We start from the raw sequence: 14,485 nt of genomic DNA, 5'->3' as shown, positions 1-14,485 counted from the left end.
TTTATTACCTAGATTTAAAAACAAAATTCATAGGAGGGACATTTTTATGTATTATATTTTCATGTAATTCTTCCTGCTAAATCGCAGGGTTTTCCCTGCGTACAAGCAAATGAAAGCATGCGATTATAGACAGGAGGAAATAAAATGGAATTGATATTAAATGCAAAAGACATTCGTGTGGAATTCAAAGGACGCGATGTTTTAAATATAGATGATTTAGAAGTATATGATTATGACCGTATTGGTTTAGTAGGAGCAAATGGTGCAGGAAAAAGCACGTTACTCAAGGTACTTTTAGGAGAATTAACTTCCCCAGGATGTAAAATGAATCGACTGGGTGAACTTGCCTATATTCCCCAGTTGGATGAAGTAACTTTGCAGAAGGAGAAAGATTTTGCACTTGTAGGCAAGCTCGGTATTGAGCAATTAGATATACAGACCATGAGCGGTGGTGAGGAAACAAGGCTTAAAATAGCACAGGCTTTATCGGCACAAGTTCATGGTATTTTAGCGGATGAACCTACGAGCCATTTAGATCGTGAAGGAATTGACTTTCTAATTGGACAGCTAAAATATTTTACAGGTGCACTATTAGTTATTAGCCATGACCGTTATTTTCTTGATGAGGTAGTAGATAAAATATGGGAACTGAAAGATGGCAAAATCACTGAGTATTGGGGAAATTATTCTGATTATCTTTGCCAGAAAGAGGAAGAACGCAAGGGCCAGGCTACAGAATACGAGCAATTCATTTCGGAACGCGCGCGATTGGAAAAGGCTGCGGAGGAAAAGCGAAAACAGGCCCGTAAAATAGAACAGAAGGCAAAAGGTGCTTCAAAGAAAAAAAGTACTGAAGGCGGAGGGCGTTTAGCTCATCAAAAATCAATGGGTAGTAAGGAAAAAAAGATGCATAATGCCGCTAAATCCCTAGAACATAGGATTGCGGCCTTAGGAAATGTAGAAGCTCCAGAAGACATTCGCAGGATTCGTTTCAGACAAAGTAAAGCATTGGAGCTCCACAATCCATATCCTATTGTCGGTACGGAAATTACTAAAATATTTGGGGATAAGGCACTGTTTGAAAATGCATCTTTTCAAATTCCTCTAGGAGCAAAAGTGGCATTAACTGGTGGTAATGGAACCGGAAAAACAACTTTAATCCAAATGATCTTAAACCATGAAGATGGAATTTCTATTTCACCTAAGGCGAAAATAGGTTACTTTGCACAGAATGGTTACAAGTACAACAGTAATCAGAATGTCATGGAGTTTATGCAGGAGGATTGTGATTACAATATATCAGAAATTCGTTCAGTGCTAGCATCTATGGGGTTCAAACAGAACGATATTGGAAAAAGCTTATCTGTTTTAAGCGGTGGAGAAATTATAAAATTGTTGCTAGCTAAAATGCTTATGGGTAGATATAACATCCTACTAATGGATGAACCCAGCAACTTCCTTGACATACCAAGCTTAGAGGCTTTGGAAATACTAATGAAGGAGTATGCCGGAACTATAGTGTTTATCACCCATGACAAACGCTTACTCGAAAATGTGACTGATGTAATTTATGAAATTAGTGATAAGAGCTTAAAGCAGATTCGATAAACGGACTGAACTATAAGATTTTAGAAAAGTGGCTTTATGAAGAAATGGATTTTAATCCTGCACCAATGACAGGAATTCGAAAAGCGATGAAAGAATTTAAGGAGGTTTTCTAATGGGTTTTTACTCAATTTTTGTAATTGATAAACTTTATTATCAACCAAACGAAAAATAAAAGGTTATAATGAATTGTTGAAATGAATTCATTATAACCTTTAAGGAGAGGTTATAATGAACAAAGTAAATATAAAAGATAGTCAAAATTTTATTACTTCAAAATATCACATAGAAAAAATAATGAATTGCATTAGTTTAGATGAAAAAGATAACATTTTTGAAATAGGTGCAGGCAAAGGTCATTTTACTGTTGAATTGATAAAAAGATGTAATTTTGTAACGGCGCTAGAAATTGATTCTAAATTATGTGAGGTAACTCGTAATAAGCTCTTAAATTACCCTAACTATCAAATAGTAAATGACGATATACTGAAATTTACATTTCCTAGCCACAATCCATATAAAATATTTGGCAGTATACCTTACAACATAAGCACAAATATAATTCGAAAAATTGTTTTTGAAAGTGCGGCCACAGTAAGTTATTTAATAGTGGAATATGGTTTTGCTAAAAGGTTATTAAATACAAACAAATCACTAGCATTGCTGTTAATGGCAGAGGTAGATATTTCTATATTAGCAAAAATTCCTAGGCATTATTTCCATCCAAAACCTAAAGTGGATAGCACATTAATTGTATTAAAAAGAAAGCCAGCAAAAATGGCATTTAAAGAGAGAGAAAAATATAAAACTTTTGTAATGAAATGGGTTAACAAAGAGTATGGAAAACTGTTTACAAAAAATCAATTTAATAAAGCTTTAAAACATGCGAGAATATATGATTTAAACAATATTAGTTTCGATCAATTTTTATCGTTATTTAATAGTTATAAAATATTTAACGGCTAAAAACAATAAATCACTTGTAACTGTAAATGTTTAATTATAGGTAGGATAGCATAGGTTAAGTGCTATTCTGCCTTTTTAAAGTAAGGTATACGTTCTAGAGAGAGACTGGATATGTTCCTGTCTACCGATAGCCCCAAAAACGCAGTAGATATGTTTCCACAAACAATGGTCAAGCTTGGATATGTTCCCCCAAATGACCCTTGATATAAACAGGGCTTGGGACAATGAATTTGATAGCTATCCTATCCTCTTAACACATGTTGAGTGTGTCGGTCTGCTCACACGCGTATAACGTTGATATAATAAGGTTTTGAGCAGTTCGCAGGTCTCTGCGGATTGCTCTTTTTTCGTTTAAAAACGATGCTTTTTGGGTTGATCATAGACTTGACTGAATTGCTTTGAGGCCTTGAGTTGACGGTTTATGTAGGCGTAGAGTTGATAGGCTAGATGTTTTTGCTAGCGGTTACGTGGTATAATATATTATCGAGTTTTTCAAGGGAGACAAGGTTATGAAGCAGATTTTTATATTTTCAGATACACAGAAAGACAATTTTTCTTACTTTGAACGCGAACCAGTAATTTTGGTTTCAATGAGTCGCAGTGACTTGCCGTATTTGAAGGAACAGGATTTCGCAAATTATCCAGCCGTCTATGTTTTGATTGGCGGAAATAAACGATCTGTTGGCCAAGCTGCTGGGCAATCAATTTCAGTTCGACTATCACAACATTTTCTAAAAAAAGACAAGGAGTGGGTTGATTCGGTCTTATTCTTTACAAGAGCAGATGGGAAAATGGCGTCAAGAAGTATTCAAAAACGGGGGCGACATTTATTGTGTTTCAGCTAGCCAGATGTTTGGTGTGCCAGTGGGTGCACTGAAAGCAATGGGAGCTATTGAAATGGGACTAGCTGAGGATGAGTTGCAACCACTTGTTAATTCTTGGCGTGACTCGAATTACTACATTACGGAACTCTGGTGAGATGTCGATAGAGTGGTAAAGACTTGTGAGAAAGAACGCCGGTCCACATCAACGCATGGCATTAAGTTTGAATACAAATCTGGATTTTTGTTCATCCAACTATTGTCAGGACGTAAATTAGTTTATGTAAAGCCGAAAATGGGTGAGAACAAATTCAGTGGTGAAGCCGTTACCCATGAAGGTGTTAGCGCTACCAAAAAATGGGAACGACTTATGTTGAAAACAGTCATCCGGCGATTATTCCACGTGATATCTTCATGAAGGTTCAGCAAGAACTAGACCGGCGTAAATCGATGAAAACAAACATTCACAGTGCTTTTCAGGAAAGTATGCTTTAACTGGAATCACGGTTTGCGGTGATTGCGGAAACGTCGATCGCAGAGTCCATTGGAAGAATCGTGGAACCGTGTGGCGCTGCAAGTCCATAGTGGATAAACGAGAAGATAACTGCACTGGACGAACAATCTATGAGAAAGACTTGCATCAAGCTATTATCAAGGCAATTAATGAAACCTTGATTGATCGAGAAGCTTTTCTACAACAGTTAACGGACAACATTAATTCAGTCCTAACTGATGGATTAACCGAACGATTGGCTGATTTGGATAGACAGTTGAAAGAGCTTGAAGCTAAAATTATTAGCATGGCAATAGGTGGCCAAGGATATGATGAACTAGCAAGCAAAATCCTAGCAATGAGAGAGATGAGCGAGATACGGTTGCAAAAGAAATAGCCACTGATGCTAACATGCAGCAACGGATTGATGAGCTGGAAGCTTTTGTAAAAAGACACGATTCCCTCACTGAGTATAGAGAAGTTCTAGTTCGAAGGCTGATTGAAAAGATAACCATTTTTGAAAAGAATGTTGTAGTTGATTTCAAGAGTGGGGTGAGCGTTGCTGTAGAAATTTAACTTATTTTTTTATGGAACATTCTGCAGATGCAGGGTGCTTTTTAAGATGTGACGGGTGTTAAGGCGGTCCTTTGTGATAAAATAGATGCATATACATTTACTGAAAGGGGACACTGCGATGGATAATAAAGTTAATACGTATGTGACATCCTTAAAAGAGCTACTAACCAACAACAACGCTAAGTTGCCTTTGACTATACCAGATTATCAACGTCCTTATACTTGGAAAGCTAAAAACGTAATTCAACTCTTGGATGATGTCGTACGCTTTTCTATATATCCTGAATACCGAATTGGAACCATTATTTTACATTATAACGGTACTGCGCTTGAGATTGTTGATGGTCAGCAAAGGATTATTACAAGTTTACTGATAACTCGATATTTGACGGAAAAGCAGCGGAAAGAACTAACTTCAATTAATCTCCCAGAACACCAAAGAACAATCGAAAATGTTGTAAATAACAATAATGCCATTGGTGAGTATTTTGAACGGAACCCCCAAAATAAAGAAATAATTGAGGATTATTTCCTTTCGAACTGTACCATGCAAGTCTTGAAGTTAGCCAATCTTGATGAAGCTTTTCAGCTATTTGATTCGTCAAATAATCGAGGAAAAGCATTATACCCAACTGACTTATTAAAAGCTTTCCATCTTCGTGAGCTAAAAGGAACAGAAGAAAGAAAACTTGAAATGGTTGAATTGTGGGAAAATATCCAGCCTAAACATATTCATACGTTGTTTTCAGAGTATCTTTTTAGGATAAAGCAATGGTCTAAAAACAAAAATGTACCGGACTTGGGTTTTTCGAATAATGATATCGACTTATTTAAAGGTGTCAGTGAAGGGGATAACAACTCCGAGTTGAATTGGGCTAAGCCGATTTTGATGGCAAAGAATTATGTGGATACCTTCAATCGTCAGAATCAAACGATGATTGAGTTTAATGCACTACCGGAAATGAACTATGCATTCCAAATTGATCAACCTATGATTAATGGTGAGTATTTCTTTAAATTTGTTGATTTTTATAACAACATCCTTGAAAAACATGGCTTCTATTCTGATGAAGCTAAGGCAGACGAGGAGTCTATCCTGTCATTGTATGCTCAAACAAAGGATAAGAAGTATTTCCGATTCGTTCAATCTTTGTTCAAGACATCAATGCTTTATGCCATTGATAAATTTTCAGATTGTCAATATGACATGATAGAAAATGTATGCTTCCATTACGCATACTATCCGCGTTTTTATTTTGAACAGGTTCAGAAAAAGAGCATCAACAAGTTTGTCATCAGTAGCGATGCCGGGATTAAAAACTTATTCAACTATATAGCTGAATCATATTCAACCAAACAGCTTTCACATTTTGAAGTTCCAATCGATGAGAAGCTCAAGGACACTCAGCGAGAAAAAGTGAAAACTAAATCAGCAAAAATCGCTGAAAAATATCTAGGGGGTGAGAGTTGATGGCAGATTTCAATATTCGTGATATATTTCAAGATGAGTACAGTATTCCAATCTATCAACGCGCGTACGCCTGGACGGAAAAAGAAATTAATACCCTGATTGATGACGTGTATGATTATTATCGTCGTGGTGGGAACCAAAACTATTACATTGGCTCTTTGGTTGTTCATTCTGACAGTGATGATGTAATTAGTGTAATTGATGGGCAGCAGAGGCTAACAACCCTCTCATTACTAATTTGTTATCTAAAAAATGAGTCGCTATATCCTGAATTAGCTAATGACCTAGATGTGACATTAAGCTTCGAGAGCAGAAAACGTTCAACAGATATTTTTCGCATGCTCAAGAATGAAGATAACTTTGAAAAGATATTGGATTTAGATAATGAGTTAGTCGACGGTTATCGGGGAATTAGGAAGAAGCTTCAGGAAAAAGAGGCTGCTAGTTCATCCACTAAGTTTGACGAGGGCTATTTTAGGTATTTGCTCGATAACGTAATCTTAATCAAAAATGAGTTGCCTAAAGACACTGACTTGAACCATTACTTCGAAATAATGAACAATCGAGGGGAGCAACTTGAAAAGCATGAGATTGTAAAAGCATATTTGTTGGGGCTACTACCCGAAGAAGATCCAAAAGGAAGAAGTGTTATCTCTGAAGTTTGGAATGCTTGCCAGAGACTAGATAAATATGTTCAGATTGGTTTTAAGCCAGAAGTTCGTGAACAATTATTTTCTACCAATTGGAATCAGTTTCTTCCAACTGATTTTACTCAAGTTATTTCGGCATTTCCAAATGGCGATAATTCATCAGTTTTTAAAGCAATTTCTCTAGATGATATGTTGCAAATGACGCCCAATCCAGAGAAAGCTGATGAAACAGATGATACTGGTCGATATCATTCCATCATAAATTTCCCTAATTTTATTCTTCAAGTATTGAAGCTGTTCAAGGATAAAGAAACATTTGATTGGAATTACGAATCAAGAGGGATTTCTTTGGATGATAAGAGGTTGGTTGATCAATTTGAGCAACAGATTACGTCAAATCAAGATGTTTATGAATTCATGTACTTACTTTTAAAGACACGTTTTGTTTTCGATAACTACGTGATTAAGACAGACAGCATAAATGATAATTCATCTGATGATTCGAACTGGAGTTTGCACAAACCGTATATGCTTGTTGGTAAGAGTAGAAACAATAAGAAGCTCTCGCCTCGCAATACGTTTTATGATGACGATGATACTCAGAATATCGTGGTAAAGATTGAATCTATGTTTCAAGTCACCGACCCACGTCAAATTTATAAGAGCTTCTTGTTTGGTCTGCTACAAATTTTAAATGATGATGCTGTCATAGGTGACAATGGTTTGTTGGTTAAAAAGTTGATAGCATTTGCCAGCCAACGTTTTACCTCACTCACTAAAGATGATTCAGTGTTTGATAGTGGAGTAGATACCTCTAACTACATCTTTAACTTCCTTGATTTTGTGCTATGGTATCAAGAAACACATGGCTTTAATCGTGGAATCAAAGCTTCAGATTTTGATTTTAAATACCGAAATTCTGTAGAGCATTTCTATCCTCAAAATCCTAATGCGGACGAAGGTCATGAGAAGTTACCGCCAGAAGAACTAAATAATTTTGGAAATCTATGTATCATGGCGCGTGGCCACAATTCGTTGCGTTCAAATTTAATGCCGGATGCCAAGATAAAAGAGTTCAAGTCAACTGATCAAAGTTTGAAATTTGAATTGATGCAGAAAATGGCAGAGGATGAGGGAATCTGGTACATTGACCAAATCCGTAAGCAAGGTCAACAAATGAAAGAGATTCTTGCTGAATTTGTGGAAAAGATTGGTATGTAGCTTAGGAATTTAGATTATAAGCTGTCCTTATTATGATGATGCATTCATGTTGAGGCAGGACACTTATTAACGTCGCTAGGGTAGTCATAAAACGCGTGTGATATAATTATATATATATAATCGAATTAGGTGGTGACCCGATATGGAAGAAAAAGAAAAGAAATTGAGAACTTTGCGGTTGAAAAAGATAAAAAGAAAACACACAAGATTGCGAGAACTATTGGAGCAACTTCAGTTGTAATTGGTTCAGCAGTAGTAGCAACTAAGGCAGTGCCAAAATTAACTGCTGCAATTAATAAAGCTTCTGTCAAGTATTCTAACCGTAAATCAGGTAAGGATAATTGGGAACCTGAAATAGTTAAGAAGAATGAGTATAAGGAAAGTGAGAGGGATGGAGATGCAAATAGATACTGACAAAATGGCACAGCAATTAAGCAATTTGGAATGAAGAAAAGAATCGAGAACTCTATTCATTTATCAAATCATGGGAAAAGACCATAGGACAAAATTATCGAGAGTTCTCTAAAGGCTCCAATGTAGCAATTGGTCATCATCAGCTGCCGCGAGAAATCATAGAAAAAACTAATGGTTTTAATGGATTGATGAGTCGTAAGGATGTGTGGTCGTACGGAGCCAAACAGAATCCTTCGACAATTGAAGTTTATAGTCATAATGAGTTTCCACAGGGAATGCGCACAGATGAGTATGGCGAGTTCTATGATGTAGATGTAGATACAAATGATAATCAATACCCAGTACTAAAAAATGGCAAACAATTTAGAGTATACACAAATGGCAGAATTTCGCAGCGTATCGGTATGAAGAATCTTTTTGAGGAAAGATTGCCGCCACAATTTTAATTAAATTGGTTTTGACACCATTGCCACTTGAAAAGTAATAAAAAAATATCCTTATTTTAGGATATTTTTTTATAAGCAACGCTGTATTCCTTGCTAAAGCGCGATACAATGAATTTTAGGAGGAAGGGTACATGATTTCATGGCATGAGATATTGACATATCAGGACATTCAGCAAATCAAATTTTTAAAGGAATTGTTGAATGAAAAAGTGATTCAATTATTTTGTTCTGAATCAAATGGAGGCGATTCAAAATATTCCATTGATTTAGTTTTTGAAGAAATTTATATGCTGACAATATTTGTGGGTGACGAAATAAAGTGCGAAGTACTACAAAAATTTTTGATAAAAATATTTACAGTTGAAGAAATCATCGTGTGAGAGGTTCTAATTTTTAAAAGTTTTATCTAGAGTTGATAGATAGCCATTTTCAATTTTCCTAGTGGAGCCCTCATAACTTTTCTGTAAGTATTCAATTGTTCCCCATATGGTTTAATAATGTCAGAATCATCAAATAAAACAAGCATATCCTCTTTTAGAGTCGGCTTAAGCATCTCTAGATATTTTGTGAAAAAAAGCGCAAGAAGAAAAGCTCATAGAGTTGCGACTGAGTCCCTTAATCCTATAAGGAAATAAATTGGTTCTTACAGATTTCTAGCAATCTCATAAAGAAGAAGTGACTGTCCTTTGGAAAGCCCATAAACTATACTTAAAAAGAATTTTTGTGTTGGTTTCAGTATGTCCTAGCTCAATTTACTAGTAAAGTGGTATAAACTTCTTTTCGCTTGATAGATTTTCAATGATTTATTGGTATAGTCGAGTCAGCTCCTCTGATAAAGTATTTGTATTTCGCGACTTTACTTTATTAAATGTGGAGTCGTTTTTCTGCATTTTTGGGTAATCTCAAATAAGTATTGTTAATCTTTTAATAATAGGGCAGAAGAATCTGTTTTAAAAAAATATAAAATTTCATCTAATACATATTGATTTAACCTCATATGTATTTTTTTTGTGCGACAGACTGTCACTTCCCAATGGAGAGGCTCTTTCAATGGTAAATGAGTAAAATTTTTATTTTGAATCATATTGTCAATTGGGGAGGGGAGTATGGAAACAATGCTTGACTTATAAGTAGAGCTTAAAAGCATGTCCCATTCGCCTGACAAAAGCTTAATATTGGGTTTTAAGTTTAGTTTTTGAAAATATTTATTAATCATATGATGTATCATAAAAGACTCGTTGAATAGGGCTAAGGGTTGTTTAGACAGTTCTTCCCATGTTAGAAAGGATCGGTTTGCAAGTGAGTTTTCTGTGCTCATAAAGGCATGAAGTTCATCAGCAACGATGATATATTCTTCGATATTTGTTAATTCAGTTGGTTGTAGTAATATTGCTAAATCAATGTCATTAACGAGCAACATTTTTTTTAATTCATGAGCGCCAGCTTCAGTGATTTCTAATTTAATAGTTGGGTTTTCAAGAATAAACTTGGCTAAAAATCGAGAAAAAACAATAGTAATTACTAGTGGTGGAATACCTATTTTTACGGTCCCTTTGTATTGATTATCCAAGTTGCCAAGCTGCAATAACATATTGTCATACGAGTCAATAATTTCTAGAGCATGTTCATATAAAAGCTCTCCAGCCTTTGTTAATTCTGATATTTTTCCGTTTTTTCTATTGAAGATTAAAATGTTTTCTTCATTTTCAAAAGTTTTAATCATCTTGCTCAAAGCCGGTTGAGATAAATGGTATTTTTTTGCAGCTTTCGTTAAATTGTTTTCGCTTTCAACAATTTGAACAAAATAGCGTAGTTGTTTAATATCCATGCTATCACCTCTATTTATAATTTACCTATAACTATATCATATGGGTGCTATGAATTTAAAGTCTTAGACGATATTTTATTAAGTTGATATGATTAGCACATCAACAAGAAAGCGTTTGAAGTTTTGGGAGGGGTGTTAGCCTTGAAGGAGATATCAAAAGGAGAGTTGATGAATTATATTCATGACAAAGATCATATAATGATTGGAGGGTTCATGACAATTGGTGCACCTGTAAACTGTATTAAATTATTGGCTAAAAGTTCAGTTCGTGATTTAACAGTCATTACCAATGATACAGGTGTTCTAAAGGAATTAGAAGATGATCAATTAGGAGTTGGTTTTTTAGTTAAAGAACGACAAGTAAAAAAATTAATTGCCTCTCATATTGGTTTAAATGCTGAAACAGGTCGACAAATGATTAAAAAAGAAATGAACGTGGAACTAGTTCCACAAGGTACTTTAGTTGAGAGAATCCATGCAGGAGGAGCCGGTTTAGGTGGGATTTTAACCCCCACAGGCGTAGGTACTGTGGTTGCGGAAGGTAAACGAGTTATCGAAGTAAATAATCAATCATATTTGTTAGAAGAACCTCTAAGAGCTAACGTTGCTTTGATTAAAGCGAAAAAAGCAGATAAATTAGGAAATCTTATTTATGAGCAAACCGCCAGAAATTTTAATCCATTGATGGCAATGGCAGCAGATATTGTTATCGCTGAGGTAGATGAATTGGTTGAAGTAGGCGAACTTCTTCCAGAAGAAATTATCACTCCTTTTATTTTAGTAGATAAAATTTTAGTTAGCGAGAGGGGGGGAAAAAATGAGCATTGAGTTGTTAACAACCAAAGAAAAAATTGCTAAACGAGTAGCTCAGGAACTAGGGGATGGCGATGTTGTTAATTTAGGTATTGGTTTACCTACGCTTGTTTCCAATTTTATATCCCCAGAGATTGCGGTATATTTTCATTCTGAAAATGGTTTAGTCGGTGCTAATCAAGTGGCAGATAAAATACAACCTAATTTAGTCAATGCAGGAGGGATTCCATCTGGAATAATAGACGGTGGTGCTTATGTCGATAGTTTAACTTCTTTTTCTTTGATCAGGGGAGGACACATAGATACCACCGTTTTAGGTGCTTTGGAAGTAGATGAAATGGGGAATCTTGCAAATTGGATGATTCCTAACAAGATGGTACCTGGCATGGGTGGAGCCATGGATTTAGTAGTGAGAACACCAAAAGTTATTATTGCAATGGAACATGTTGCTAAAAATGGCGCTCCAAAGATTTTGAAAAATTGTCGTTTACCATTGACTGCTGAAAAAGTAGTGACAATGATTATTACTGATTTGGCTGTATTTGAATTTATTGAAGATGAACTAACACTCATTGAGATCAGTGAAGATAGCAGTCTTGCTGAAATTTTTGAAAAAACAGAAGCAAGATTTAAACTTTCAAAAACACTTTAAAAAATGGAGGAAAGTAAATGAGAGATGTTGTGATTGTAGAAGCTGTTAGATCTCCTATCGGTAGTTTTGGTGGGGTCTTAGCTAGTTTATCAGCCACAGAATTAGGCGTTAAAACAACTGAGGGATTATTCGAAAAAACATCTGTTACAAAAGAGATGGTTGAAGAAGTAGTAATTGGCAATGTTTTGTCAGCTGGAAAAGGAATGAATGTTGCTCGCCAAATAGCAATTGGGGCAGGTTTTCCCGTGACAACTCCAGCTTATGTTGTGAGCAATGTTTGTGGTTCTGGATTGAAAGCTGTCTTAAATGCAGTTCAAGCTGTCATGACAGGTGATCGAGATGTTGTGTTAGCAGGTGGAGTTGAGAGCATGAGTCAGTCAGCTTACGTACTTCCTGAACAACGATTTGGTTTGAGAATGGGTAATGGTCAAGTTATCGATACCCTTCTTAATGATGGTTTGACAGATGCTTTTTCTCATCATCATATGGGCATAACAGCGGAAAACCTAGCTGAAAGATTTGATATCTCGCGTGAAGAACAAGATCTATTTGCCATTGAAAGTCAAAGAAGGGCGAGTGCAGCTAGGCAATCCAATGTTTTTAAAGATGAAATCATTCCTATTTTAGTGAACCGGCGCAAACAAGAACCGCTTTTGGTCGCACAAGATGAAGGGATTAGAGAAAGAGTATGCCTTGAAAAACTAGCACGTTTAAAACCGGCATTTAAAGAGAATGGTTCAGTTACAGCAGGGAATTCCTCAAGTATTAATGATGGGGCAGCGATGATATTGTTAATGAGTAAAGAAAAAGCCGAAGAATTGGGCATAAACTATTTAGCTGTAGTCAAAGGTTATGCCTTTGAGGGAACCGATCCAGATACGATGGGATATGGTCCAGTTGTTTCAACACGCAAAGTTTTAGCCAAACTAAATTATGAAATAGCTGATTTTGATTTGATTGAATCTAATGAAGCATTCGCAGCTCAAGCATTGACAGTTGCTAAAGAACTTGATTTTGACATGGATATGGTGAACATTTATGGTGGAGCTATTGCTCTGGGTCATCCGATTGGGGCATCAGGAGCTCGTATTTTAACAACTTTACTGCATGGATTAAAAAACAAAAATCTTCAACGTGGATTGGCAACCTTATGTGTTGGTGGTGGCATGGGAGTGTCCATTGTTGTAGAAAGAGAAGGTTAAGAAAATGACAATAATTCCAATTGTTGGCGTATTATTAGCTGTTATTGTATTAATATGGTTTTCTTTAAAAGGAGTTAATATTTTAATTTTAGCACCATTGGCCGCTTTGATAGTGATTTTTACGAATAAGATTGATTTAATTACAGGTTTAATTTCTGGTGAAAAATCATATATGAATGGTTTATCCGGATTTGTGACATCCTTCTTTATTATTTTTATGTTAGGTTCTATTTTGGCGAAATATATTGAAGAAAGCGGTGCGGCTAACACCATAGCAAACGCCATTTTAAAAATTACTGGAACTGAAAAACCTTATTCGGTATTGATTGCTATATTTTTAGTTAGCTTACTATTAACTTATGGTGGGGTGAGTCTATTCGTTGTTCTATTTGCTGTTGTGCCATTAGCTCGTAATCTTTTCGAGAAATTGAATATACCATGGCGTTTAATTATTACTCCTTATTTTTTAGGAGTAGCGACTGTTACTATGACAATGATGCCAGGTACACCTGCTATTCAAAATGTTATTCCAACAACTGTCTTGGGGACCACGCTTACGGCAGCTCCAATGGTTGGGATTGTGGCTTCAATTGTCGTGACGCTTTGGGGCTTATGGCGGATGAAAAGAGAATTGAGCGTTGCTTTAGCTAATGGTGAAACTTTTGATTCTAAATATGCTAAAAAAGACGAAACGTTAGCTACAAAAACGTTACCCAGTCTAGTTGCTAGCTTAGCACCTTTGCTGACTTTGATTATTATTATTTTTGTTGGAAGTTATTTTAAGATAGGCGATATTATTATTTTTGCATTAGCTATTGCCATACTCATTGCTGCTTGTGTGTTTCATCAACATATTAAAAGTCACAAAGCTATTTTAAATGCTGGTGCAGTTGGATCTGTTTCACCAACGATCTTTTCTGCAGCAGCAGTTGGATTTGGCTCTGTGGTCTCCTCAGCAGTTGGTTTCCAAACGATTTTAGGATGGATTCAAGGAATTCCCGGCAATCCATTGATAAGCTTATCTATTTTAAATGGATCAATGGCTGGAGTTACAGGATCTTCTTCAGGCGCACTAAGTATTGTGATGAATAATTTTATTCAATCTTATATTGATATGGGCATAGATCCAGCTATAATCCATCGTTTATCAGCAATTGCTTCAGGTGTTCTAACATGTTTACCACAGTGTGGTGCTTTACTTTCGATGTATGCATTGACGGGATTAACTCATAAAGAAACGTATAAAGACCTATTTATTTCAGTTGTCGTTGGAAGTTTTATTGCATTTATTGCTGCATACTTTGTTGGAATAATGTTTTAATAAAAA

14 protein-coding genes and 3 pseudogenes are annotated in these 14,485 nt (G+C 35.7%); 16 read left to right on the top strand and 1 reads right to left on the bottom strand.

All coding sequences use genetic code 11. The features are described from left to right. The first annotated feature begins 144 nt into the window (after nucleotides 1-144). From msr(D) to AC4PHI_RS10025, 12 genes and pseudogenes are all read left to right on the top strand, one after another. Complete coding sequence (gene msr(D), locus AC4PHI_RS10080; protein WP_117474512.1) at nucleotides 145-1,608, top strand: ABC-F type ribosomal protection protein Msr(D); 1,464 nt, start codon at nucleotides 145-147, stop codon at nucleotides 1,606-1,608. Nucleotides 1,609-1,720: 112 nt separating this feature from the next. After that, the gene (locus AC4PHI_RS10075) at nucleotides 1,721-1,780 is read left to right on the top strand and encodes an erythromycin resistance leader peptide (RefSeq protein ID WP_492201581.1); all 60 of its coding nucleotides are present in this window, start codon (nucleotides 1,721-1,723) and stop codon (nucleotides 1,778-1,780) included. 56 nt (nucleotides 1,781-1,836) lie between these two features. Then, nucleotides 1,837-2,571: a 23S rRNA (adenine(2058)-N(6))-methyltransferase Erm(G) gene (erm(G), locus tag AC4PHI_RS10070; RefSeq protein WP_117474513.1), complete on the top strand. Its 735-nt coding sequence runs from the start codon at nucleotides 1,837-1,839 to the stop codon at nucleotides 2,569-2,571. 509 nt (nucleotides 2,572-3,080) lie between these two features. Next, nucleotides 3,081-3,368: pseudogene (locus tag AC4PHI_RS10065) on the top strand (GIY-YIG nuclease family protein); the annotation flags it as partial. Further along, nucleotides 3,361-3,810 (top strand): annotated as a pseudogene (locus AC4PHI_RS10060) (hypothetical protein); the annotation flags it as partial. The pseudogenes AC4PHI_RS10065 and AC4PHI_RS10060, both read left to right, overlap by 8 nt. Before the next feature lie 28 nt (nucleotides 3,811-3,838). Then, nucleotides 3,839-4,282, top strand: coding sequence for a recombinase zinc ribbon domain-containing protein (locus AC4PHI_RS10055; RefSeq protein ID WP_492201580.1), 444 nt, complete (start codon nucleotides 3,839-3,841; stop codon nucleotides 4,280-4,282). Nucleotides 4,283-4,579: 297 nt separating this feature from the next. Then, nucleotides 4,580-5,932: a DUF262 domain-containing protein gene (locus AC4PHI_RS10050; protein ID WP_492199760.1), complete on the top strand. Its 1,353-nt coding sequence runs from the start codon at nucleotides 4,580-4,582 to the stop codon at nucleotides 5,930-5,932. After that, entirely contained in the window at nucleotides 5,932-7,803 is a 1,872-nt protein-coding gene (locus tag AC4PHI_RS10045) for a DUF262 domain-containing protein (protein ID WP_492199759.1), read from the top strand. Before AC4PHI_RS10050 ends, AC4PHI_RS10045 begins: the two co-directional genes overlap by 1 nt. Before the next feature lie 132 nt (nucleotides 7,804-7,935). Continuing rightward, nucleotides 7,936-8,217 (top strand): hypothetical protein, encoded by a 282-nt coding sequence (locus AC4PHI_RS10040; protein ID WP_492199758.1) that lies wholly within the window; start codon nucleotides 7,936-7,938, stop codon nucleotides 8,215-8,217. 23 nt (nucleotides 8,218-8,240) lie between these two features. Then, nucleotides 8,241-8,387: pseudogene (locus tag AC4PHI_RS10035) on the top strand (DUF4767 domain-containing protein); the annotation flags it as partial. A gap of 33 nt (nucleotides 8,388-8,420) precedes the next feature. Further along, nucleotides 8,421-8,663: a hypothetical protein gene (locus AC4PHI_RS10030; RefSeq protein WP_492199757.1), complete on the top strand. Its 243-nt coding sequence runs from the start codon at nucleotides 8,421-8,423 to the stop codon at nucleotides 8,661-8,663. A gap of 131 nt (nucleotides 8,664-8,794) precedes the next feature. Beyond that, nucleotides 8,795-9,043 (top strand): hypothetical protein, encoded by a 249-nt coding sequence (locus AC4PHI_RS10025; protein ID WP_492199756.1) that lies wholly within the window; start codon nucleotides 8,795-8,797, stop codon nucleotides 9,041-9,043. Nucleotides 9,044-9,579: 536 nt separating this feature from the next. Here AC4PHI_RS10025 and AC4PHI_RS10020 read toward each other — a convergent pair. Then, nucleotides 9,580-10,491, bottom strand: a complete 912-nt coding sequence (locus AC4PHI_RS10020) for a LysR family transcriptional regulator (protein WP_492199755.1) — start codon at nucleotides 10,489-10,491, stop codon at nucleotides 9,580-9,582. Nucleotides 10,492-10,623: 132 nt separating this feature from the next. Here AC4PHI_RS10020 and AC4PHI_RS10015 point away from each other — a divergent pair, with 132 nt between their 5' ends. From AC4PHI_RS10015 to AC4PHI_RS10000, 4 genes are read left to right on the top strand one after another with little or no spacing between them, the layout of a single operon-like run. Then, nucleotides 10,624-11,319 (top strand): 3-oxoacid CoA-transferase subunit A, encoded by a 696-nt coding sequence (locus tag AC4PHI_RS10015; protein ID WP_492199754.1) that lies wholly within the window; start codon nucleotides 10,624-10,626, stop codon nucleotides 11,317-11,319. Next, on the top strand, nucleotides 11,309-11,956 hold the full coding sequence (locus tag AC4PHI_RS10010) for a 3-oxoacid CoA-transferase subunit B (protein WP_492199753.1): 648 nt from the start codon (nucleotides 11,309-11,311) through the stop codon (nucleotides 11,954-11,956). Before AC4PHI_RS10015 ends, AC4PHI_RS10010 begins: the two co-directional genes overlap by 11 nt. Nucleotides 11,957-11,973: 17 nt before the next feature. Beyond that, nucleotides 11,974-13,158: an acetyl-CoA C-acetyltransferase gene (locus tag AC4PHI_RS10005; protein ID WP_492199752.1), complete on the top strand. Its 1,185-nt coding sequence runs from the start codon at nucleotides 11,974-11,976 to the stop codon at nucleotides 13,156-13,158. Between the two features lie 4 nt (nucleotides 13,159-13,162). Beyond that, a complete protein-coding gene (locus AC4PHI_RS10000; protein ID WP_492199751.1) occupies nucleotides 13,163-14,479 on the top strand; it encodes a GntP family permease in 1,317 nt (438 codons plus the stop codon). Nucleotides 14,480-14,485 lie beyond the last annotated feature (6 nt).

This window comes from Vagococcus sp. QWL-13, from assembly GCF_058683555.1.
The sequence above is the reverse complement of the archived record's forward strand: the minus strand, read 5'-3'. Positions and strand labels throughout refer to the sequence as shown.